We start from the raw sequence: 24,649 nt of genomic DNA, 5'->3' as shown, positions 1-24,649 counted from the left end.
CCGAGATAGCGGTCGCTCCAAAGAGGGCTTCGATCCGACTCGTTGCTGCCATGAGGTCATCCTCCTGCAGAGATGCGCCGCCCAGCAACGACTTCCGTCATCTGGTGAGCCCCCTGACGTCGATTGTCCGTGCATCGGCCGAGGGCCGGCAGTGTCCCCATGCGCCACCAGCGTCCCGACGAGCCGCGTCCTGGCGCGGTCGACTCTCACCTCGCGGGCAGGTTCGACGGGGCCGGCGGCGCCGCGGGGTGAATGTGGCTAGCGGCGCCGAACGTCGGGGACCGGCTCTGCGACGTCCCACTCGATCAACCCGGCACCCTGGCTCTGGTAGTGGGCCTGTTTCACACGCTTGCGTTGGTCGTAGGACTCCCTGCCGTGGATGCCGTAGACCTCTACATAGGAGTGGGGGTGGGTGTCGGTGAGGACGAAGTCCGGGAACACCAAATCGCTTCCGTCGTACCGCACCGGCTTGACGTAGGCACGGCCGCCCTCGGCAAGGGCGTTCGCCATCACCACTTCATGACTGGAGTCGGCGGGTATGTACAGCCCGGAGACCAGCATGGCCGCCATGTCGACCACCCTGACGTTGCCCTTGGGACTGAGTTCGACCAGGAACAGGCCAATGCGGCGAGCTCCGTGTTCGGCGGCCGAGTTGGAAAAGACCGCGCGGTACGAGCGGCGGAGCCGCTCGTCGAGAGCAGCGGTCGCGAACAGGGCGCCGCGGTGGTGAGCCAGCGTGTACCGAACGCCGTGCAGGGTGGGGCTGACATCCCTGATCTCGCCCAGGACGAGCCCGCGGCGCTGGGTATCGGCGCGTCGCTTCAACCGGGCGATGAGGAAGGTCTCGAAGGCGGCGGTGTTGCGGCGGGCGTACTCCTTGCGGAAGGGCGGCACGACGTACATGGCGTCGGTCAGATTCTCGTGGTTGATCGAGCATCCGGCTATCTGCTCGCGCAGTCGCGCGTGGCAGATCCACCAGCTGCGTCGGCGCCAGCGCGGATGCCACGCGGTGAGCTGGCCCGACTCCCACAACCAGTGGAGAAGGCCAAGGAGTCCGACGGTCCGACGTGAGCGGCCCTCGCGTGGTTCGGTGGATGCCTTCGCCGGTTCCGAGTCGCTGAGTTTTCGGGCGAGGGCGGTGCTGAAGCGGATCGCCACGCCCTCATCGTCTTCACGGATGGCCTCCGTGCTGTACGCGTCCCGGCCGGTCAGCTCGGAGGCGAGTTTGTGGAAACTGCAGCTGGGATCGTGGAGTTCGCCCTCGCCGGGCCATCCGGCCAGGTGATAGCGGCCGGCCCGGCTGCACCGGATGACCAGCCGGAGGGCGGGTGTCTGGCAGAGGCATTGGCCGTGGCCCACCTCGGCTCTGGCCCGGGCGAAGAGTGCGGCGTAGTCGGTAGCGTGCTCACGCAGCACGTACAGGGGCAGTGCCCTGTCCGCGAGCTGTACGCGGTCGGCTCGGTCGCTGCGGGCGGTACCGTCACCCCGGAGGCTGTCGGGATCGGCTGGCCGGGGGCGACCGGGCTCATCTCGTGGTGCGCCGGCTTCCGAGGCGGTCATGCCCGTACGCCTCCGTAACCGGGACCGGTCACCGGCCGGTGGTGCTGGAGTTCTTCCTCTGCCTCGGTGTGCCGCCGTCGCCGGCCCACCTGCAGCATGAGCTGGGCTGCCGCGTGGTGCGGGTCCGGGGTCTCGTCGGTATCGAGCTGCTCGGCCAGTGCGCGCCGTACGGCGGTCTCTTCCGCCCGTTGGCGCGCGGTGAGCCGGGAGCGGCGTTGGATTTCCAAGGTGATGCGCTGTACCTCGTCGATGAGTTCCTGAACGTGTTGCATCGCCTCGGCTGCGTCCGGGGGAACCGGTGCGCCTTCGGGGAGTTGCTCGGCCAACTGCCGCAGTCCGTAGGAGGCGGTCAGCGCCCTGTCCATGATCTGGCCGCGTCGGCTGCTCAGCTCGGGCGGGCTCAGCAAGGCCAGGGAATCCGCGCGTGCCAGCCGGGTCAGGGTGGCCAGCACGTCCTCCTGTCCCAGGCTCTCCAGTCCGGCGGCCACGCCGGGGTCCAGGCGGCTCTGGTTGATCTCGGCTTGTGCGATCCGCTCTGCCCAGGCGAGCAGTTCGGCGCGCAGCAGCATCACACTCCGCGGGTCCAGCCCGTAACCGGCGAAGGCCGAGTCCGGGATGTCGGCGACCTGGGCCAGCCGGACGTACAGATCTTCACGCACCCGCGTCTCGGGGAGCTGTCGGAGCCCCGCGATACCGGTGACGTAGTCGGCCAGATAGGAGTCGACGGCGCCTTGCCCCAAGTGTCGGCTCAGCACGGCCAGGTCCACGAAGTCCTTGGCCGCCAGGCGGTGTTCAGGAGCCTCCAGTTTGCCGTAGAGGAGGTCGCCCACGGCTGCGACCGGCATGGTCTCAACGGTGTGGGAGTCGAAGTAGCCTGTCATGCGGGCGATTTGAACGGTGACTGTTCCATACTCGGCGTGAGTGACCAGCAGGTCGCTGTTCTGGTCGCATCGCGCGACGGGGTGGAAGGCCCAGGTCCGGACCTCCTCAACTCGGTACCCATGGGCGGCCAGCGCTCCGGCGACAGCTGCCCGTACCGCCGGGGAGTCTTGGACCTGGTCCGTGAACACGTCGATGTCGTCTGCGGGCCGGGCCCCGGCGACGCCGAGGACATGGAGCGCCAGCGAGCCGGACAGGTGGTAGCCGTGCTGGCCGCATGCGGCCAGCACGATACGGGCGACCGCGAGCATTCCTTCGGTGTTCACGACGCGGTCAGCTCCGGGAACCGCCGCTCCCACACCTCCACGACGGCTTGCGGGGCGAGCCGTTGCGGCCACAGGCGGCACAGAACGTCACGGTTGATCAGCGCTGCCTGTTCCGTCGCGGTCCCACCTACGAGGAGTCTGCGATACAGCGCGGCACACTGCGCCGCGTCCCCCACGTCCACGCGCGCGGGCACCTCGCCGTCAGCCAAATGGCGCGGAACGTCCACGAAACCCGATGAGGGGCCCGCGAGGGCGTCGAGGTCCGCTACCACGGCAAACCCCTGGAACAGGAGAAGGTCACTGACACCGGGCGCGGTGAGCGCGTGGGCGATGTCCTCGGGTATCAGACCCTGACGGGCCGCTTCGTCGATCACTCCCTGCTCGGCGCCCCGCAGGCGTGCCACTCGCGCGAAATCGGGCCGGGGGGTGCTGGCCATGTGGTCCGTTCTCCTTCGGTGATGCGTCAAGTACACGCATTGATTGACTAGTTGCGGCGATGTCGCCCGTTGTCCGCGCCGTTCACCTCTAACGTCGCCGAACGGCGGCTTCCCCATGTGGAGAAGTCATCCAACTGCCGCGCCAACCTCACCACAAAATACCCCCAGGGGGTATAGAAAAGTGTGAGAGTGTGGCGTCGACCGGCTGTGATGCAGCTTCCCGAACGGAGGACTTGATGACTGACCGCTCCATATCCCCGCCGACCGGCGCACGTAGTGCGTTCTCGGCGGCAAGATCGCGCCGTGCACCGCACCGGGTGGCCGCTGCGGGGATGGCGGCACTCGTCCTCTGCGTGCTGGCCGGATGCAGCGACGCCTCGGGGGGCAAGGCCGACCCGACGACCGGCGCAACGCACAAGGCTGCGGCCCCCGTCCGCCTCCCGGTTCCGGACGGATTCGACACCGAGGCCGGCTGGAGCACGTCGGCGAGCCCCGAGGCCACCGACACCGAGCCCGGTTCCAGCGGTTTCCCGCTCGTCGCCGTCGCACCCCAGAGCGCTCTGGTGATTCAGGCAGCCGCCGACGGCTCCCGGGTCCGCGCCTTCTCCCTCACCAGCGGCAAGACCGTGTGGACCTTCACCCCCAAGCCACTCACGAGTGCCCGTACGGGTGTCTTCGTCCAAGAGGGCAAGGCGGGTGAGACCGTGGTGCTGGCCCGTCTGGGCAAGACCAGCGGGAGCGGCCTGACCACGTCGCGCCCCACCACCACGATCGACGTCATCTCGGCGGATTCCGACAGCAAGGCAACCGCCGAACATCACCTCGACCTGGCGGCACCTGACGACACCGCCTCCTCCTTCACCGCCACCGATTCGGGTTTCCTGGTCGGCCCCACAACCGACGGCGTACACGAGAAGGCCATCGCGATCGACGCAGCCACCGGCGCCCAGCGCACCGTGCAGACGAAGCCGGTCAAGGTATCCGGCTGCGGCTCGGGGCCGTGCACCGTCCAGGCCTCTCCGGCCTTCGCCACCGCCGAGGGTGTTGTATCCGTCTTCCAGCAGCAGGACGGCTGTGACCAGTGGACCGAGAGCGCCGCCCCGTGCACGTACGGATTCCAGGTCGGCGACGCCTGGACCAGCACCAGCGTTGCCCCCAGCGGCATGCACGTCGGCATCCCGCTCGCGGTCACCGGTCAGTACCTGGTGGCCGCCTGGCACACCAGCGACACGCAGACCGATCCGCCGGCTCTCTCCGACACCGACAAGACCACGCTGGTGGTGCACGATCTCGCCACGGGGAAGATCAAGGCGAAGGTCAACTGCACCTCCGCCGACGCTCTCACCCTTCAGCCCGGATCCGCACAGTCCTCCACCCGCCTCTCGCCGAACGGTGACTTCCTCATCTCCGGCCAGGCCGGGTTCGACCTTGCTACCGGACGTGGGCACTGCTTCACCAGCACCGCCAGCACCAAGGGCATCGACCTGACGACCGTGGCCGACGACGGCACGGCGTACGGCATTGTGCACGCCGTCGACCAGACGGAAGGCACCTCCCTGTACGGGCGGCTGCCGATCGCCCAGGACGGCACGGACACACCCGAGCGCGACTCGGCCCGCGTCAGCGTACGGACCGGGACGGCCAAGGCCCTGCCCGCAGCCGCCGAGGTCCCCCTGTATGCGGCGGCGGACGGGCACGGTGTCTTCCGCACCCGCAACGTGGTCGCGGTCTACCCCGCTTCCTGAGCGCCCACCGCCCTGAGCCCCGAGCATCGTCGCGCTCTACCTGCGGCCGACGCCGCTCGGGGCGTTGTGCTGCCCGGGAAGCCGGTGCTCGGCTTGCTCTCGCGCCGCCTGTCCCCGGCGCGTCGGGCGGGGCGCTGCTGCGGCGGATCCTGCGGAACTCTGCGGCGCCGCGGCGACCGCCTCCTGGGCCGCCTCCATGGCGCTTGCCAGCAGGTCGTCGGGGATCTGCGCCCCCCGCGCCTGGGCCGTGGTCCTGAGCGCTGCGAGGAAGGCCTCCGCGGTCAGCGCGGGCTGCGGAGAAGCCGACGGCCCCCCGGCAGGTGCCGCTCCGGCGACGCGGTCAGCGGTGGCCCGGGAGTGCGCGGCAATGGTCTGCAGGACGCCGGCTGCTCGCTCCTCGGCCGGGCTGGACGCGGCAGCCCGTGCGAAGTCGGCGCGGTCCTGTATCCGTTGAGCCTGAACCGCGACGGCGTCCGCAGTGACCGCCGGATTCTGCCCGGCCGTCGGGGCGGGCTGCCGCCGCGGTCCCGCAGCCGCCCGCTCGATCCTCGACGGACCGTCCGTCGGCGTCGGCCGACGCCGACGAGGCAGTCCCGGCCCGGCGGCAGCTTCCTGCTCTCCCGCCGCCTCCGCCTGTCCGCTCGCAGCCGCCGGCGAGGCTGTGGGGGACGCGTCCTCGTGGAGAGCCCAGTCCCTGTGGAACGTGCCCCGTACGTAGGCGAAGCCCTCGCCCGCCAGGTGCTGCGGGATCTCTGCGCCCCGTCCCTGAAGGAAAAGGTCCACGCACTCGTTCGCGCGTCGGCCGGCGTCCGCCCGGTTGCCCGGCCGTGTGTTCTCGTGGTTGAGCAGGCTCATCAAGTCCCGGCGGGACAGCCCGCGATCGGGCTGGACGTCGCTTCGAATGGCCGTCCTCACCTCGTCGAACCAGGCAGGGGTCAGCGGTTCGCTGACCGGCTGCCATCGCGGCGCGGGACGGTGGGACGCCGGGGTCGCGTCCAGGAGGCTCTCCGCTTCGCCGGGCGCGACCAAGACCTCCCGGACGCCGCCGTCGCCTTGAGGCCCGACGACGCCGAGTTCTTCCATGCGGGCCAGCAGTGTCTCGGCCTCGGCCGCCGAGACGCCGTAGTCGTAGCTCAGGTCCAGGGCCAGGGTGTACTCCTTCGCCGCCACCTGCAGCACGACCGCGCGGAACAGATCCGGATTCTCCACCGGGTTCTCATCACCGGGCGCCGACTCGGCCCCTTCTGCAGAGGGTCCCTCCGGCGAGGGCGCCTGCGGTGCCGTCCCCTCGGCCTCCGCGGGTGCCTGCTCGGCCGCCTCGTCGACGACGGATTCGTAGGTACCCAGCGGGGTGCTCACGTCCTCGGGCAGGTGGCCATGAAGGTGGGCGACGTGGTCTTCGGCAGCGTGGCGCAAGACCCGCAGCAGGTTCCACCGCAGACCGTTCTGGCCACCGTTCGCGGCCAGCCGGTTGATCAACGCCTGCGCCCCGGAAGAAATGATCTCCAGCGTCCGTACCCACAACGCCCGCCCTGTGCCCAGGGTTTGACGGTCCGCCAGGAAGCGGCCCACGCCGAGCCAGCCGCGGTGGACGGCTTCTCGTACCGCGGACCACACCGAGGCGATCCGCCGCCAAACAGGATGCTGCGCCAGGTTCCCGAGCCGCTCCGAGACCGCACCGTAGAGGCGGCCGATCGACTCGACACTGTTCGACAGCATCGTACGGATGCGTCCCTGGTCGTCGCCGCCCGTGCTGTTCCCCGTGTCCTGGGAGCGGGCGGAGAGCCATTCGCTGAACCACTGCCAGGCGCGGCTGAGTTGGTCGGCGAGGTCGGTCCGCTGGCTGGCGGGCAGCAGCCCGGTCAGGCGGTCCGCGCGGGTAGCGGCGGCCCGGTGAAGACCCCACACGGCCCGCCAGCCGCGCGAGTCACGCTGGCCGGACCGCTCCAGGCGACGCGCCAGGAGCATCGCCCCGTGGGAGATCGCTCGTGCCGTGCGGGCTTCGATCGTGCGGTTGATGCCGTGCGCGCGGATGTCGCCGAGCGTGGTCTCCGCGTAGGTCAGCAACGCCTCCCGGACCGATCCGCTCAGCTGCTGTCCTGCCTGGCTGATCGAGCGGATCATCGTCCATTCGGGGGTGCCCCAGTAGTAGCCCGCCTCGGCCTGGGCGTTGCCCATCGCCGCTTCGAGGGCGGCGGCGTCACCGGCCTCGACCTCGGCGTCTTCAGCCGCCGGCAGGATTGGGTCTGCGTCGATGCTGGTGAGGATCCCGGACAGCGCTTGCCGTGTGGCCGCGTACTGCTCACGGAGGTGGTGTTCGTCCTCAGCGCTGAATCGGGGCCGCGGTATGGGCGCCTGTTCCTCAGCCGGAGGTTCGGTGCCCCGGAGCAGGGCGACGATGTCTTCGAAGTGCCGGTCGAAATCGTCTTGCCCGGGAACTTCAGGCTGCGCAACCTCCGGCTGTCCCTGGACTGCCTCGGTCGCAGCCATGTGTTCCTCCTCGATCAGGGCCTCGTACTCCTGGTCCAGTTCCATCGCCGCCAGTTCCTGGGCGGATACAGGTTCGTCGTCCTCTTCGGTGCGGCGACGAACGCCGTCCTCCGGGTCCGGCTCCCATTCGCTGCTGCTGTAAACGACCCCGTTCACGACGAGGTCGTCGCCGATGACGTCCCTCCAGAAGTCGAAGTCCTCCTCTGCGGTTGGCTCGCTCGGCGCAAGCCCGGCTACCGCCTGTTCGGCGGCCCCAGCAGCGAGAGCGGGCTCCGGAGTGCCCTCCTCTAGCACTTCCGGCAATTCGACGACCTCTACGCCCCGTACGTCTGATTCGAGCGATTCAGGCGCCGGTTCGGCGCTCTCGTCAGCGGTGTCGGCCGGCGGGAGCGATACGGGAGGGGCCGTCTGCGGCTCAGCCGCACGCGGTTCCTGCGCTGGTGCGGGCTCGGGAGTTTTGGCAGCCGAAGGGCTCACTGCTGCACGAGCCGCCTTGAAGCGGGAGAACAGCCTGGCCCCGTCGTGCTCGTTGTCGAGCAGCGTCTGCACGTTCTCGGTGGCCTCCAGACGCGCCAGCTGCTCCTGCGCCTGCGAGTACACCGCGAGGAGCAGAAGCCGATCGTCCGCGGACACGAACGCCGTACGTGTGGCCAGGGAACGCCCGGCTTCGGCGACGGCCATGTGCAGGTCCCGGCAGGCGACGAGCACTTCGTCGGCGGTGGAGTGGGCGCTGTCGGCTGACCGGATCGCACCACGGAACGCCGTCTGGACACGGGCCGCCTCATTGGCGTCCGTGAGCCCGGTTTCTTCCTGAAGTTCCCGGGCTTCCGACAGGAGCAACCGGCCCGTGGCCGAGTTGGCCCAGGCCTCGTAGCGGCTTTCCGTGGCATAGAGATCGTCCAGGAAGTCCTGCTGCCTCTCGTACGGAAGGTGCCCAGCCCCGGAGACGGGGGCCGGATCGGTCGCCTCTGCCGCCTCCGGCGCCTCGGCCTGCTGCCCGGGGGCGTCGGAGACTTCCTCGGGCCCAGATGCGGCGTCCAGCTCGGTGGTTGCCGGACGAGCGGCGGAAGGCGCAGGCTCCGGCGCGGTGTCCAATGCCGTGGGAACGGCGACCGGGGCGGCAACGGCCTGCGTGGCAACGGCGGCCGTTGCGGGTGCGTCGGCGGGCAGGTCGACGAGCCCGGCCAGCGACTGGGGCAGGAGAAGAGGCTCGACGTAGTCGTCCGGGTAGCCGCCACTCTCCCACGTGTAGGGACGCAGGTCGCCCGGTCCGGCCACGAGGTCGCCGATGAGAGAGACCTCGGTATCCGCGCTCACCACGGGGCGCTCTCGCACGATGAACGGCAGCCGTTCCTCGGACACGTCGGTGATGCAGTCGCCCGGCTTGACCTCGCTGAGGCGGCAGATGCTGCTGTGCCGGTCGGGCAGGACCGCCCTGAGCGCGGTCACCCGCTCGAACGCGGCAACGTCGACGGAGGCTTCCTCCATCTCGCCCAAGTCGATCAGCTGCAGCTGCTGTTCTTCCTGGGCCCAGTTCTCAGCAGCGCGGACCTGGGCGAGCCGTTCATCTGCTGTCCCGGTGAGATGGGCCTCGCGGGCTTCCGTCATCAGCCGGGCGTGGGCGCCTTTGAGGATGTTCCGTACTTCGTCGTTGGCTGCCTGCCAGCGGCGGGACTCACCGATGACCTTGAAGCCCTCCTCGGAGCGGGACATTGCGTTCCCGGTGCGCCAGGCCGCTGCCACCAGTTGCCGCCGTGCCGGCGGGAGGGCCGGACGGAGCCACGCGATGACCTTGGCCAGGGTGAGCCGGCCGGCGCGGACCGGCGTCATGACGTCGTCGGAGGTCCTCACCTCGATCTCGATAGCGCCGCTTCGTGCACGGGCGGTGGCGAACTCCTTGTCCTCCTCGTTGTAGCCGGGCTCCGAGGGCAGGCGGATGCCCTCCAGAGGTTGCGGAGTCTTCCTCTTCTTCTGGTCCATTTCGAAGATCAGCTGTCCGAGGTCCCACGGGGTGATCGTCGCCAGTGCCGCGCCGATGTCCCGGTCGGTCAGCGGGTCGGGGGTGTGTTCCTCCTGCTCGGCAGGTGCCGGAGGCTCGCTGGTTTCCTCGCGGGCCTCGGGGGCTGGTGCCGGGGTGTCCAGGGCCGGGGGCTCCGGCGTGGGCTGGGCCTCGTGGGCGGCGATGAGCGCGCGGAGCCGGGCGTACTGCTCGGTGACCGTCGAGTTGGACAGCCCGGCGATGCGTTCGCGAGCCCGGTCCACTTCCACCTTGACCGGAGCCAAGGCCGCGTCGACGTTCGGCCACATCTGCTGGCCGTCGGGGCTGTAGGACGTGCCGGCCAGCCCCATGACCTGTTCCAGGGCGTCCCGCGCGGCGGCGGGCCTGAGCCTGCGGCTGCGCGCCGTGCGCTCGATTGCGTCCACGGCTTCCAGGCACAGGACCAGGGCTTGGCGGATGCGCGGGTCGGTGAGTTCCGGCAGGCGGTGCTCCCCGCCGAGCTGGGCGTCGAGTTCGGCCAGCTGATCGGGATCGTCAGCGCGGGCCTGGATCAGGGTGTCGAACGCGCTTGCGGCCTCGGTCGCGAGCTGGGTGATCTGCGTGCGCAGTTCCTCGGCGGCCTCCATCACCAGGGCGAGCAGGGCGGAGTCGGATTCCGGGAGAAGGTTCTGGGTGTGGCGGAGGTTCTCCTCGAACTGGGCCCAGGGGTTGTCCTGTTCCCAGACATCGCGTACCTGGTTGTCACCGAGGGCCTCGCGCATCTCGCGGGCGAGGTTCGGGATCTCGGTCTTCTGTCCCCGGCGGATTCCCGCGGTACCACGCTTTTTGATCTTCTGGTCGTCCCAGGGCAGGGGCGCGATGCCTGCGTCGGCCTCCTGTGACGCGGCGGGAGCCGTTGCCTGCTCGTCGGCGGGCGTGTTGTCCGCCGTGCCGGTGAAGAGTGAAGGCTGGTCGGCTCCGTTGAGTGGGTGGCCCGGATCGTGCAGGGTCGGGGCGCTCGTCGCGGGCTGCTCCTGCGGGCGAGGCTCCGTTTGGGCGGCCGGGGCGGTGTCTGGCTCCGCCGTGTTCTCGGTGCCGTCGTCCGGTGCGGGGGCGGACGGCTCCGCGGAGGCGGGTGCCGACTGGGGAACCGGGGCTTCGGTCTCCTCGGCCGCCGTCTCCGCGACCGTAGGCTCCGGCTGCGGCTCGTCGACGGTGCTCGGCGGCGCGGTTTCTGTGGCCGCAGGGGGCGTTGCGTGCAGGACTGGCTCGGGGACGGCTGGTGCCACGGCGGCGGGGGTTGGCGCTGCCTGCTTGGGCGTCGGGGCGGCCGTGATCTCGGCTTGCGGGGTGTCCGCGATCAGGCCGATGGACTGGATCCAGCCGAGGGAGCCGATGTCGAGGCGTTTCCTGGCCCGGGTCACCGTCACATAGGCCAGGCGCAGCTTGTCCTGCGCGGGCAGCACGAGTTCGCCGGTCTTGGTGTCCTCCTTGGGCTGGGGGAAGTCGCCCCAGATCTGGACCTCATCCCATTCGCGGCCCTTGGACTTGTGGGCGGTGGAGACGACCAACTCGGGGCGGGTCTCCTCGTCGCGCGCTTCCTCCGGGACCAGGTCCCTGATCATGTTGATCAGGCCCTGGGGCGTGTAGCGGTCGACGAGCCGTACGAACATCTGCAGGGTATTCGCGTCCTCGTCGGACTCGGCGTACTCCTTGACCTCGCTCCAGTTCTCGAAGGCCGACAGCTCAGGGTGCTTGGTGCGCCGGCCCTGTTGGAGATCCCGGGCGGCCCAGGCGATGTCTTCGATGTCCCGGCCGCCGCCGACGAGCGCAACACGCTTGCCGGCCTCGAATCCCGCGAAGACGGCGGAGATGGCACCGACGTTGGTGTGGGTCAGGATCGCATCGGGCTCTTCGACGGTGCCCAGGACGGTGTCGAGCGTGGGTGCGCCTTCCAACCGGAGGTCGGCTTCGAGGAGGGCGAGGTATGCGTTGCCCACCTCGGCGACGGCGGGGCCGAACCTCCAGCTCTGTGTCAAGGGCAGGACCACGTCGGCCGGCCAGTCCTTGAGAGCGTCGATCGCACCGCGGAATTCGTAGATGGCCTGATTGCTGTCGCCGACGACGATGATCTGGGCGTCCTGGTCCTGGATCACCTTCTTCAGGACGGGATTGATGTCCTGGGCTTCGTCGAAGAAGATCGTGTCGAAGTTCAGGCGCGGGTCTGACAGGGCCCAGATCTTGAGATAGTCGTCGTGGTCGAAGAAGATCTTGTTGCTGTTCGGATCCGCGATGTCCGCCCAGGCCCGGCGGGCGTATTCGAGCAGCGTGCGCGCGGCGGGTACGTGCGCCCACTTCTCCCCGAGGTGCTGGCGTCCGAGTTCGGCATCGGCGCTCTGCCGGTAGCGGCGGATCGCCCCCATCACGATCTTGGCGATCTCCTCGGGCCCGACGTGCTGGAGGTTGCCGTCGCGGTCGCCGACCCGTATCTCAGCAGTGATGCCGAGCGCAGCCGCGACGTCCTTGGGACGCCGGGCGCCGCTGTTGCGCGACCCGGCGATGGACACTTTCTGCCGGTAGGGGGTGTTGCGCAGATCCTGCAGTGCGAAGGAGTGGCTGGTGCGGGCCGTGACGTTGCGCCCGAACTTCTGGCCCGCTTCGTCTGCGATAGCGCGGTTGAAGGCGATGTAGCCGATGCGCCGCTCCAGCATCTGGGCAGCGATCATCACCAGCGTGGAGGTTTTGCCAGTACCCGCGAGAGCCTGCACGGCAACGTCCTTGCCCTCGACGGCTGCGGTGATGATCGCCTGTTGCTGGGCTGTCGGCGGGTACTTCCCGCTGGCCACCTCCGTGACTGCGCCCTCCTGAGCATCCCGGGCCGTGAGAAAGGCCCGGACGTCTTCCAGGACCTGCTCTTTCTGCCCGCGCATGCCGTTGTAGCGCCAACGGCCCTTCTCGTACTTGAAGTTCTTGTCCCGCTTCAACAACTCGCGAAGACCGTCTTCGTGCGGGGCGCCGGTCGTGCCCGTGACGTAGGTGCCGGTCGCATCGCTGACGATCTTGATCCGGCTCGTCCAGGGTCCGGGGGCCGTCGTCTCCGGCTCGGTCGCCGTCACGGTGTCCTCCTGTTGCTCCTCGTCAGCTGCGGCCGAAGACGGCGACGCGGGTGCAGAGTCCTGCGCCGAAGCCGAAGGAGTTTCCTCTTCTTGCCGACGGTTGTTCTGGCCGATGTGACCGATGGCGACGCGGTCGCCGAGGGCACCGATCAGGTCCTTCAGCGGCTCGGATGAGCCGGTTGGCTCGTGTGTGTCCCGAGCGGTTGAGTCTGCGGGGGGCTCGGTCGGGGCGGCCAGCGGCAGCCGGCCCAGGGCCTGGGCGTAGGGCAGCCGGACGAGTTCCTCGACCTGGCCCCAGGTCAGTCCCTCCTCAAGTGGCAGAAGGCGGGCGTCCGTTCGATGAAGCAGGTCGCGCGGGAAGATCGTGTACCCGGTCTTGGACGAGAGGTCGAGTTCGCTGTCGGGCGCGATCAGAACGCCGTGCAGGAGGTCGCCGTACTGCGGGTCCTCTTCCGCGGCCTGCAGCAAGAGAACGGCGTCGGGTATCTCGCCTTTGGCGAATGAGAGCGTGACCACGACTCCGAACTGGATCTCCGCGTCGATCGGGGGGCGGGTCGCATAGCGCGGCAGGTCCCGAAGGTGTTCACGGGTCAGTGGCTCGGTTTGCGCGCTCAACAGGTGCTGTGTGTCGCCCATTTCGGGCTCGGCCGATGCGGCCCCTTCAGGCACCGTGGTGGCACTCGGATTCTGGTTGGGCTGTTGCCCCCACGACACGGTGCGGTACAGCTCCGCGGCGTCCTCCGGGGCCATAGCGCCCGGCTCCAGCACTGTCAGGTACTGCGGGTAGGCGGTGGTGGACCAGCCCTGCGGCCAGCCCTCTCGGTCGGCCACGATGGCCGCGTACTGGATACCCAAACTGGTGACGTAGCCGCAGACAATGCCCACGCTGCCGGTGGAGGTATTCAGGACACGGTCACCAACAGCGGTCAGTGGACGGTCCGCCAGCCTCACGTTCTTCAGCCGTCGCCGCCCCGCCGCCGTGGGAACGACGGCCATCCCCGGGTCGAACTTCAGAACGCCTTCGTCGATCAGCCGATGCACGGTGGAGGTGTCCGCGAGAACACCGCCTTGTTCGTTGGTCTGGCCGAGGTGGATGACAGAGGGGTCCCGTTGCCCGTCGGGGGTCTCCCGAGTCCGCAGCAAATCCCTGTCAGCGGCAGAGAGAATCGAGAACTCGTCCTCCACCACCGGCAGCGAGAGGCCGGGCCCGCCGTGTTCCCCTTCGGCATCCGCACCGGGGGCTACCTCAGCCCGGGGAGAGGCTTCCGGCCGCTGTGCCGGGCGAGCGCCCTTCTCGATCCTCTGGACCGGGAGCAGCTGTTGCATCGAACGCAGTTGCTCCAGGGCCTCCTCATGCGGCAACGCCGCCAGAGCCTCGACCGCTGGCCAGGTGATCGGAAAGTCGAGCGGCAGTACCCGGGAGTCCGGCAGGGATAGCAACTGTTCGGGGGTCCAGCGGCCATCCACGCTGCTGGCTATCTGATCGTTGGCGGGTACGATCTGCGCGCCGTGGACGAGAGGGTCGTCGCCGAACTCCTCGTCCACCTCGACGCGTTGCAGCAACAGAAGAGCGTCGTGAACCTGGCCGTCGCGGAACGGCATCGTCACCAGAACGGCAAGGCGAGCGTCGCCAACCGGTCGCCCCTGAGTTCCGCGCGGCAGAGCGTTCAGGTGTTCTTCGGTCAGATACGGCCCGGTGAGCATGTCACTCGGATTGCCGCGCGCCGTCTGCCCGGGAGACTCCGCCGAGCCGGCCTTGGTGCGTGGGGATGCAGGAGGCCGTGGTGAACCGTCTTCCGCGCCGTCGCCCGGGGCGGACGGTGTCGCGGATCCGGGCGGAGCGAGGCCGGCTTGGCGAGCGGAGCCTTCTGGAGCAGACTCGGCCGCCGGCGCTGCGGACACGGCCTCGTACACCTGATTGAAAGTGACTTTCGCGTACTGTTCCTCGACACCCTGGCGGGTGTGGCTAAACCAGTCCCGGAACCGGTCACCTCCTGTGCCCGTGGTCGAAAGATCGGCGTGGCTGAGCCAGTCCATGAACAACTCACGGGCTTCTTCGCGCGATCGCCCGTCTGAAAGCAGCGCCCGCAGCTGATCGTCCGCGAGGGCCGCTCGTACCGCTCGTTCCCGGGCGTCGTCGCGCATCTCAGTGGCCCAGCGGGAACTGTCGGCCTGGAACTCGGCGCGCTTCCGCTCACGTTCGCTTTCTTTGGCAGCGGGCGAAGCTGTCGGCTGCTCATCGGGGACGGAGGGGCCGGGCGCCGACGGCGTCGGTTCCACGGCCTGCTGGCGCAGCTCCCGGTGGGCACGGGGGCCTGCCAGGTTGAGGACCTCACGGCGTCCGTCTTCCTTGAGGTAGGTCCACAGCAGGTGTTCCGAGCCGCCGTCCGTGATCAGTTCGTCGGCGGCGGTCGCGAAGACCGCCAGGAAGTCGGCCTGTTCGTTGGCGTGGGCGGCCTGGATCAGCCCCGGGTTCTCGCACGCGGTGTTCACCAGCCAGGCCGCGACGTCCTCGGCGGCGGGGGCCATGGAGTCGCGCAGCACGTCGCGGACCGTCCGCTGGATCACCGCTCGTACGGCGGGAGAGTTCCATGCCGGTGCTACCGGGCTGTCGGGCAAATGCTCGTCGAGCCAGGCCTCGACTTCCTCGTCGGACACGAGTGAGTCGGAGAGCTTCGCTGGCCGGACCAGGAGGGGCAGCGCGGTGTGGGCGGGCAGGGCCAGCCCGGGTATGTCGGCGCTGCGCAGGTCGGGAACCTCTTGGGCAGCTCCGGTGCGGTCTGCGGGGAGGGCGACGTTGACCAGCAGGTGTCCCGCGGCGCTCCTGGCCGCCACGGTGATCTCGAAACGCCGCTGTGGCACCTCCTCCTTCCGCTGCGCGACCGCGTCTCCGGAGTCCGTGGCGGCGCCTTCCTCGCCGGTCGGCGGGAGGTTTTGCCCGTCCTCAAGCGCGTCGCGATGACGGGGGCCGCCGGCTTCCGGGGCAGGCTCCGGTCCTACCGGTTCCGGGAGTTCGTCTGCGGTCTGTGCCGCTGGGAGGGCGGGAGTCCCGAAGACCTCCTGCCAGTCGACCCCCTGCTGGGCGGTTGCGGTGATACGCGAGGCCAGCTGCACGGCGTACTGCGTCATCGTGCGGAAGTGGGCCATCACCACGGGCGCCCGGTAGCGCTCCTCCTTCAAGTTCTGGGCGAGGAGCAGGACGGCGCGGGCGAGTGTGGTGCAGCGCTCGACCACAGTGGCGGCCGGGTGGGTGAACGGATCGCGCACCCGGCCAACTGGTCCGTCGCACAGTTCCTCCATGGCCAGCCAGACCGCCTGGCCGTCCGGTCGGGTCGGCACGCCCTGGTCGGTGAGTCCCCGTCCGATCAGGCGTCGGCCCGCCGGGGTGTCCTTCAGCCCCGACAGTGCGCCGTACATCTCCCAGAAGTCCTGCTGGGCTTCCGCCTTCGACGCGTACGGTTCGCCAACGGGGATCAGGATCTCGGCAGCCGTCTCCTGCCGGGGCTCCTCGACCATCCGGTAGGGGCGGCCCATGCGGGTCAGCTCGGCGGTCAGATTCCGTACGTGGAGGTCCCGGGTGGGCCGGCTCATGTTCCGCCGCAGGTACCAGAACTTCTTGTTGGGGCTCCACTTGAACTTGTGCCGGTCCAGAGCAGCACGTACGGGCGCGTCGGCGTCCTCGTTGGTGGTGCCGCGGACCACGGTGCCCCGGTAGTGGTGCTCGATGTCCAGGGCGGCCCCGGTGGCGGGAGCGGTCTGCTGCGGTTCGGGGGCGGGGCCGTGTTCGGCTTCGAGCCGCTGTCGGCGCTGGGCCACGCCGGTCTGCACGGCAGTGACGGTATCCGGGCGGGCGGTGGAAGCCCGGCAGGCGACCGCGTGTTCGTACGAGTAGCGGACGACGTCGTCCAGCCGCTTGGCGTCGTCGGGGTGGCGGTAGTCGCTGGTGTCCAGGCTCAGCACCAGGTCGTACGCGGCGTGCGCCATCGCCGTCACGTGCCGGTTGACTTCGTCCAGAGTCTCGTCGTCGGCCGTGGCGAAGTCGGCGGCATACCGTGCGTCTTGGGCCGCGTTCAGGGCCTCGCGCGCGGCGGAGAGTTGCGCCTCGCGCAGTTCGGCCGTCGTGCTGTCGAGGAGCGTCTTGGCGGTTTCGCTCGCCATCCACCAGTTCCACGCGGATTCCGCCTTGTTGGCGCCGTCGACGAAGTCGTCGGCGCCCTCGTACGGGGTCTCCTCCATGCCCAACTCGTGGGCTGCGAGGCGCTGGTGGTGCTGGAAGGTCCGGCGGGCCAGGTCACGCAGCGCGTACCGGCTGACCCCGTCCCCGGCGGCCTCGGCCTCCTGCGCGGCACCCAGGGCGTAGGAGGTGACCTGCATCCAGTCGGTCAGGGCTGAGGCGACCGTGTCGTGTCCACGGTGCAGCATGAGCATGGCGCCGCGCAGCTGGTCCGAGTGCTCGCCGCCCTGGTCGTCATAGGCGTGCGGCCACTTCGGGAAGTCGTCGAAGATGAAGGTCAGTGCGCGGCTGACCTCGGCGCGGTCCTGGTACCAGGGAGCTGTCAGCCAGAGTGGGTCATCGTGGTCGAGGACGGCGGTGTGGTCGTCGTCGAGGTCGGCTGCGTCCATGAGCAGGTCGGCGAGGTCGGCTCGGCGTGCGTGCATGCGGGCCAGGTGGCGTTCCGCGTACTGGTTGGCCTTCTGGGCGGCCGTGCGCACATCGTGGCGGGTGTCGTCGGCGAGCTGTACCGCTGTCTCGGCAAGGTGGTCGTAGAGGCTGAACACGTCTGCGGGCGTGTGCGGTTCGCCCTCGATGACCGCCGAGGCAGCCGCGGCGGCCTCCTGGTGTGCTGGTGTCGGGTCTGTGCTGTCGTGCCGTGCGAGGATCTGCCGGAGCTGCTCGGTGGCCAAGGACACGTAGTGGCGTCCAGCCACCAGTTCCGCCGCGTCCGCATAGCCGCCGAGGACGATCGCGAGGTTCGCCACCTGAGGCAGTGCCGAGCCGAAGCCATCGCCCGTCGCGCCCGCCGAGGTCACCAGCGGGGTGGAGACTGCGGATCCGGTCACCTCCACCTCGGGATCGGTGGCCGGACCCGGCTCCGGTGAGGGGGCCGCACCCGTCGCTGAGTGCGGTTCCGGTGTGGTTGTAGCGGTGGACGGCGGCACGGGAGTGCTCGGCTGTGCCGCGGCCAGCCGAACGGAGAACTGGACTCCGTCGGGGCCGGAGACCACGAGCCCGTCCTGGGTCTCTTCAACTCCGCTGCCTTCGGCGGTAAGTTGAGCCAGGCCTGCCGCGAGGTCACGGCCGCTGACCGGACCGGCGAGCAGGCCTTGGGGCCCGGTGACGGTGTACTGGTCCCACGGGAGGATGCCGGGGATGAAATCCACGGCGTCTTCGTCGAGCGTGAGGGGTTCCGGAGAGCCCGCCCATCGTCGGTAGGCGTCGCCGCTGGGGCCCTCCACGGTGCTGCGATACCGCGATGCGTGATCGCGCAGGCCGGTGAAGACCTCCCAGTTCCCTTCCGTGCTCCGGCCGTCTTCGCGCTCCCACTGTTCGACCACGGCACGGCATTGGTTGGCGAAGTGCTGGAGGTGCGTCCACTCGGGTGCGGAGTCCATACCGAGCAGGCGGGCCATCCGGCCCGTCCGGCTGGCGGCGATCGCGGTTTCGGCCGCCGTGGTCAGGGAGTCCTCCCGCTCTCCCGTGGCCAGGCGCCGGGCATGGTCCGCCGCCCAGCGGCGGTAGGCGGCCAGTGCCGCATGCTCGGCGCTCCAGTACTCGGACCGGTCGGTGTAGGGCGTGTTCGGAACGCGCAAGGGTTGCTCGGTGGTGGCATGGGGTGTCGCCGCCGGGACCTGCTCCGAGTCGGGAGTTTCCTGTGCTCGGCGGGTGGCGTCTGCCGGATGCACGCTGGTTGGAAGGTCGTCTCCTCCGGCAGGTGACTCCTGGGCCGGCTCGGCCGCGGGCGCGGATACTGCGCCACCGGAAGTCTGTTCCGGTGCGCGTTCGCGGGGGTGCTGTGGGGCATCGGCCCCGTCGGCCGCAGCTTCGTGCTGTGATCGGGAGCCAGGCTGAGGGCCGTCGGCCGTGTCCGGGTGAGCCCACGGGGAGGTCTCATAGAAGCGCACCCGCATCGCCTGCCGGAAGGCAGTTTCATCATCGTCTGTCAGGGCGGCCCTCAAGGTCTGGGCCGGACCGTCGAGTTGGGCGCTCAGCCAGTCGTCGAACAGGTCACCGGCCTGGTGACCGCTGGTGCGCAGAGCACGCTGGGCCTCGTGAAGAAGTTGCTCGATGGCGTCCTTGTACGCGTGGGCGACGCTGGCAGGGACCGCCTCGGTGAGCGGTGTGACCGTCACTGACCCGATGGGGCCAGTGATCACCACCGTGCCCGTGGGGTCCGGTTCGATGGTGACGTCCGACCCGTCGTGGCCGAGCTGCTCCACGATGTCGTTGAGGAACGTGCCGCGTGAGTCGCTGAGCGTCCCGCCGAGCATCGTGTGCTGGTACCAGCGGTCCGGGTCGAACGGTCCGCTCGCACCGTGCGCCGGTGCGGCGGGCGCCGACAGGCGTGCAGAGGAGGGACGTGCCGGTGTCGGCGGTGCGGGGCGCCGCCGGTCTGCCAGTGGCGCGGCCCGACGGGTGTGCTCGATGGCGGTCCTCGCCACTTGCTCGGCGTGGTCCCGCATCGCGCGCCCGGCTTCGTTGGGCTTGAAGCTGGGCGAGTCAAGGAAGGAGAGGAACTCCTCACTGGTGCGCGCAAGATCACGGCACAGGCCCAGGGCCCACGGGTCGTCCCCGGTTGCAGACCCCTCAGGGGCGCTCGCGCGCTCCTGCTCCAGGACCTCGGCCAGCGCGAGCCCCGCTTCCTCCATCTGGCGGGCCAACTGCTGGCCACGGCCGCTCATCCCGTCGACGACGTTGATGTCCTGCCAGGCGGCGAAAGCCGCCAGGACAGCCTCCTCGCCCGTCACAGCAGCGGCTTCGTCGGCGTACGGCGCCCCCGAGGCAACGAGGTCAGGTCCTCGGACTTTCCTGGAGGAGGGGCCGTCGGGCATTCCGGTACCGGAGCTGGCGGGCACGGCAGCGGGGCCGTTCCCGGTGCCCGCTCCGTCGGCCAGTGCGTCCAGGAGTCCGCGGGTGGTATCGCTCAGGTCGGCGGTGGTGATGGTGGCCGGATCGACCTCCACCCAGCCGTCGGTCGTGCCGCCCGCCAGGACCATGGCGTCGTGGACCGCTGCGTCGACGAGGTCGGCGCCGGGCTCGGTGACCTCGGTGTCGTGGGCTTCTGGTTCGTTCGCCTCCACAGCCCCGTGCACGCCGAGTGCCTTGGTCAGCTTGCGGTGCTCGGCCGTGACCTTGTCGAGTTCGGCCTGCTGCGGGAAGGGCTTGCCGACCAGTTCTTTGGCCCGCTCGATGTTCGTCTCGATGCGGGCGATGTGCTCCTGTGCCTTGGTGCGGACGGATTCCAGGCTGTCCAGCGTGTTCTCCAGGCGGCGGATCAGCCCGACGCGGTCCTGGTTGGCCAGCCCGCTCGCGGTCAGCCGGACATCGTCGACGGGGGCATCCCGGAAGTACAGCTGCACGTACATGCCGTCGAAGGCGCGCTGGGTGACGGCGACGACCGGGAACCCGCCCAGCTCGCCGACGACGGCGTCCTTCTGCATGCCGGTGGCGACCGAGGCGCGGGCGAGGCGTTCCAGCCGCTGGGCCAGGGCCTCGCCGGCCTCGCGGCGCTCGTCGAAGGTGCGGCCCTCGACTGTCATGGTGAAGGCATCGCCGCGGGTGTCGGTGCGCCGCTCCATGGCGGCGGCGGCCTCCTGCACGCGGGCCTTCAGGTCCTGGACGCGTCGGCGCCCCTGCTCGCCGGTGACCTGGTAGGCGAACTGCTCGTCGTGCCACATCTGCTGGTCCAGGCGCAGCTTGGCCAGGCGGCCCTCGACGCGCTCCAGCTGTTCGAGTTCGGGCTTGTCCGCGGCGACGGCGAACATGACGCCGGCGGGGATACGGCCGTCGTCGCCGTCCTCGGAGGCCTCCAGGATGCGCGAGGTGTCGTTGACGTCGAGGATGGCCTCGGCGAAAGCCTGCTTGGTGGCGACCTTCTGCCACAGGAACGGGTCGTAGGACTTCTTGGTGACGATCGCCGTGTGGTGGATCGCCTTGTGCTGGTTGCCCTGACGCTTGCCCCGCCCCAGGCTCTGGATGATCGGGGTGGCCTTCCACGTCGGGTCGATCTGCATCACGTGGATGACGCGCTTTTGCAGGTTACGGCCCGTGCCCAGGCCGGACCGGCTGCCGACCAGCACCGCGACCCGTCCTTCACGGGCGTCCTTGTCGAGTCGGGCCTTCTGCTGCGGGTTCTTCGCCTCCTGGTCGAAGCGGATGAGGCTGCCCGGCATGCCGCGGGCGGTCAGCGCCTCCCGCAGCGCCTCGTAGAAGACGAACTCCTTGTCGGGGCCGGGCACGCCGAGGTCGCAGAAGGCGAGTTGCAGGCTGCCGCGGTTGGGTTCCTCGTTGCCGTCCTCGTCGTAGAAGACGTCGTCCTTGTGCAGTTGCCACAGCCGGAACAGCTCGTCGGCGGCGACGTCGACCTTCTGGGCTTCGGTGGTGCTCCTGTTGACCAGGCGCACGTCGAGCGAGGCCAGACGCCCGTCGGTGGAGATCCACAGGGTGTTGTCCTCGACCAGCTTGCCCTTGCGGTTGAACTTCATGTCGGGCTGGCCGAGGCGGATGCCCATCATGCGGGTGCCGAGCGACTGCATAACCGTGCGCAGTTCCGGGGAGGCCTCGGCTTCCAGGATCCGCATCTCCCCGCCGATGATGGCCGGTTCGCCGAGCTGAAGATCTTTCTTGAGTTTGACGTCGGCGATGCTGAACAGCACGCGCTTGAGTTCGGTCTGGTTGACGTACCGGGCGTAGCGGGCGCGGGTGGAGAAGGAGTTGCCGTCCGGGCTCATCTCGACCCGGTTGACAGGCTGGATGAACGTGGAGACGAACTGGTCGTCCTCCTCGATGCCCCACTCGTCGCGCAGCAGGTCGGGGGCGAGGTACTTGATGGCGGTCAGGATCTCCATCGGGGAGTTGTCCACCGGCGTGGCGGTAGCCTGGGTCACGACCCGGCCGCCGTAGTTCTTGCGCAGGTAGGACAGCTTCATGTCCATGTCCGCGGTGATCTGGTTGCCTTCGAGGGCCAGTTCGCGGATGGAGGAGATCACCCTCAGGTTCTTCAGGGTGTGGGCTTCGTCGTAGAAGATGTAGGTGGAGCCGGTCCGCTCGAACTCCACCCCGGAGTCGCCCGGCGTCTTGATCTCGTCCTCGATGCGCCCCTTCAAGGTGGCGATCTGGTTCTCGATGTCCTTGACGGTGAACTTGTCGCCGCCGTCCGCGTTGTCGAGGTGCGCCTCCAGGCGCTTGACCTCCTGGCTGATGTAGTCCAGGCGGGCCGCTTTGGACATCGGGATCTTTTTAAACGCAGTGTGGCTGATGATGACCGCGTCCCAGTTGCCGGTCGACCAGCGGGCGACGAACTGGTGACGGCGCTCCCCGGTCAGGTCGGAGGAGTCCGCGACCAGGATCCGGGCCCGGGGGTAGGCCTGGAGGAACTCGCGCTGGAACTGGCCCAGGACACCCTTAGGGACGGCGTAGACCGGCTTCTTGGCCAGGCCGAGGCGGGTCAGCTCCATCCCGCCGACGATCATTTCGAGGGTCTTGCCCGCGCCGGTGCCGTGGTAGAGCCCGACGCCGGTCTTGGTGGCGCGGATCCGGGCGACGGCGGCCTTCTGGTGGGGATGCAGGGTGTAGGCCTTGGACAGGCCGGGGGCGGTGATCTGCACGCCGGTGTAGTTCGGGGGGACGATCGCGTTGTAGCGGTGGTTGTAGTAGCGCAGCAGGGTTTCGGCCCGGTCCGGGTCCTCCCAGAGCCACATCCGGAAGCGGTCGTCCAGCTGCCTGGACTTGGCCAGGGCGAACGCCGTCGCCTTCGTATCGGTCACCGTCGGACCGTCGGGGGGCAGCTTCTTGGTGACCAGGATTTCCTGGTTGTTGAGCAGGTTGCTGGCCAGGGCCTGAGCCGAGCGGGCCTGGGTGCCCCAGACGGTGCGGGCCAGCAGACTGGCGGTGTCGCCGCCCTTGACGCTCCAGCGGGCGCCGAGATTGCTGACCTTGACGTCGTCGTCTTCGAGGATCTCGCGCAGGAACTGCTGCACGTACTTGGCGGAGACCCAGGCGGCGCCGAGCCGGCTTTCGATCTCGGCGGGCTGCAGGTCCCTGGGGATGACCTCGCTCAACGCTTCGACGTTGACGGCGTACTTGGGGTCCTTGGCCGCGGCCTGCTCGGCTGCCGCGAGCTTGCGGCGGACGTTGCCCGACAGGTACTCCATGCGGCGGACCAGCCCGCCGTCCGGATCGTCGTACACGAGGGTGCCCAGCGCCTCGCGTGCCGCCTGTTCGCTGTCCAGGCCGAGCAGGGCGGCCACCGTGTCGAGGCGGATCTCGTTGTGCTGGTCCCAGCAGATCAGCGCGGCGTCCTCGGGGCTGTCCGCGCGCTTCAGCGGCTCGGGCGGGGCGACGACCCGCTTGGCGAACAGGTCGGCCTTCTTCGCGGTCTGCGTGTCCTCGTCGAAGTTCTCCAGTGCGAAGACGTACGGGGCGAAGGGATCATTGCGGAACCCGCCCATGCGCGGGTAGGTCCGGCGCTCGCTCGCTTCCTCGGCGGGTGTCCCGTCGGCGGAGGGGCGGTTGTTGACCTTGAAGCGGTTGATCGGACCGAACCGGGTCACGTACGCGTCGTAGCGGCGGTTGAGTTCGGCCCTCAGCTGCGTCATGCGGGGGGTGGTGAGGTGGTTCTCCGACTCCTCATCCAGCAGGGCCACCGCGATGTCGCGCAGGCCGATCAGCTCGCGCAGTTCCCGGACCTGTGTCTTGGCGGGTACGTGCGGGACGGGGCGGCCGTTGCGGATCTCGGTGAAGGTACCTTCGGGACCGAGCTCCAGCAGCCCGTCGTATTTCTCCAGCGTCCCGTGGAAGACCATGCGCTCGGTGAACGTACGGCCCGCGTCTTGGGCCTGCTGCGCGACTTGGTCCAGGGCTGTGCGGAGTGCGGCTTCGGCTTGCGGATTACCCTCAACAACAAGCTTGGGGCCGTATCGGACGATGTCGGCCTTCGGTGTGCCGAGCACCATCTCTGGGTGCTGGACGAAGTAGTTGTTGATCTCGATGGGCTGCGGGGCGACGCCTCTTCGTGCTCCTGGCAGGACCGTCGGCTCAACCGTCAGCCAGTCGGCTCCGGCGGACCTCTCGCCTTCTCCGCGGCGCCGGAAGATGAGGAGATCCATCACCACGTTTGTGCCGGCAGCATCCTGGTGGGAGTTGCTGGGTAGCCGGACGGCGCCGAGGAGGTCAGCGACTGCGGCCATCTGTTCGCGGGCTTCGCGCGCCTCGTCAGTGCCGTCGAGGGTGTAGCGAGAGGTGATCAGGACGACGATGCCGCCAGGCCGGGTGTACTCAAGGCTCTTGAGGATGAAGTGGTTGTGGATCGAGTGGCGCCGGCCGGGGTTGTACTTGGGGTCGCGGAGCTTGTACTTGCCGAACGGCACGTTGCCGACCGCGACATCGAAGTCCTCTTCCGGCGGCCGGGTGTCGGCGAAGGACTCGGTGAGGATCTGCGCGTTCGGATAGAGGGCCTGTGCGACGGCCGCGGTGATGGGGTCGACCTCGACGCCGACGATCTCGGCGTCGGCAGGGGCATCGGCAAGGAAGCGCCCGGCGCCCACGCCGGGTTCCAGCACCCGCAGTTGCCCTCCGGCCGGTACGCCCAACTGCTGCAGGGCCTGCCAGACGACGCGGGCGTAGGCCGGATCGGTGTAGTGGGCGTTCAGGGTCGAGGAGCGGGCCTTGGCGTATTCGTCCTCCGACAAGATGTCCCGCAGATGGGCGCGTTCGGCCGCGAAGGTGGCGGCGAACTTCTTCCGTTCGTCGAACAGGTACGGTGTGGCGCCCCAGCCCGTCCACTGCTGGAGCACCTGCCGCTCGGCCTCGTTGGCCAGCCGGTTCTCCGCCCGCAGGCGGAGAACGACGTGCACGGCCGCGATGTTCGCCGCGACCCGCTCCCGCTCCGTACGCGGCCCA

The 24,649-nt window shown here is 69.3% G+C and carries 5 protein-coding genes; 1 reads left to right on the top strand and 4 read right to left on the bottom strand.

Features of this window, described 5'->3' with window-relative positions:
- Positions 1-258: 258 nt before the first annotated feature.
- From H8R17_RS26575 to H8R17_RS26565, 3 genes are read right to left on the bottom strand one after another with little or no spacing between them, the layout of a single operon-like run.
- Positions 259-1,560, bottom strand: coding sequence for a DUF1173 family protein (locus H8R17_RS26575; RefSeq protein ID WP_187825733.1), 1,302 nt, complete (start codon positions 1,558-1,560; stop codon positions 259-261).
- Positions 1,557-2,765 (bottom strand): hypothetical protein, encoded by a 1,209-nt coding sequence (locus H8R17_RS26570; RefSeq protein WP_187825732.1) that lies wholly within the window; start codon positions 2,763-2,765, stop codon positions 1,557-1,559. Before H8R17_RS26570 ends, H8R17_RS26575 begins: the two co-directional genes overlap by 4 nt.
- Positions 2,762-3,202, bottom strand: coding sequence for a hypothetical protein (locus tag H8R17_RS26565; protein ID WP_187825731.1), 441 nt, complete (start codon positions 3,200-3,202; stop codon positions 2,762-2,764). Before H8R17_RS26565 ends, H8R17_RS26570 begins: the two co-directional genes overlap by 4 nt.
- Before the next feature lie 332 nt (positions 3,203-3,534).
- On the opposite strand from H8R17_RS26565, the gene H8R17_RS26560 reads away from it, so the two are divergent.
- The gene (locus H8R17_RS26560; protein WP_187825730.1) at positions 3,535-4,947 is read left to right on the top strand and encodes a PQQ-binding-like beta-propeller repeat protein; all 1,413 of its coding nucleotides are present in this window, start codon (positions 3,535-3,537) and stop codon (positions 4,945-4,947) included.
- 36 nt (positions 4,948-4,983) lie between these two features.
- Here H8R17_RS26560 and H8R17_RS26555 read toward each other — a convergent pair whose 3' ends face one another.
- The gene (locus H8R17_RS26555; RefSeq protein WP_187825729.1) at positions 4,984-24,603 is read right to left on the bottom strand and encodes a UvrD-helicase domain-containing protein; all 19,620 of its coding nucleotides are present in this window, start codon (positions 24,601-24,603) and stop codon (positions 4,984-4,986) included.
- Between the last annotated feature and the right edge of the window lie 46 nt (positions 24,604-24,649).

It is taken from the genome of Streptomyces sp. TRM68367, from assembly GCF_014495685.1.
Lineage (GTDB): Bacteria > Actinomycetota > Actinomycetes > Streptomycetales > Streptomycetaceae > Streptomyces.
The sequence above is the reverse complement of the archived record's forward strand: the minus strand, read 5'-3'. Positions and strand labels throughout refer to the sequence as shown.

Excerpts from the sequence above, each read along its gene's own strand:
- H8R17_RS26575 (WP_187825733.1), bottom strand. The coding sequence starts at position 1,560 with ATGACCGCCTCGGAAGCCGGCGCACCACGAGATGAGCCCGGTCGCCCC.
- H8R17_RS26565 (WP_187825731.1), bottom strand. The coding sequence starts at position 3,202 with ATGGCCAGCACCCCCCGGCCCGATTTCGCGCGAGTGGCACGCCTGCGG.
- H8R17_RS26560 (WP_187825730.1), top strand. The coding sequence starts at position 3,535 with ATGGCGGCACTCGTCCTCTGCGTGCTGGCCGGATGCAGCGACGCCTCG.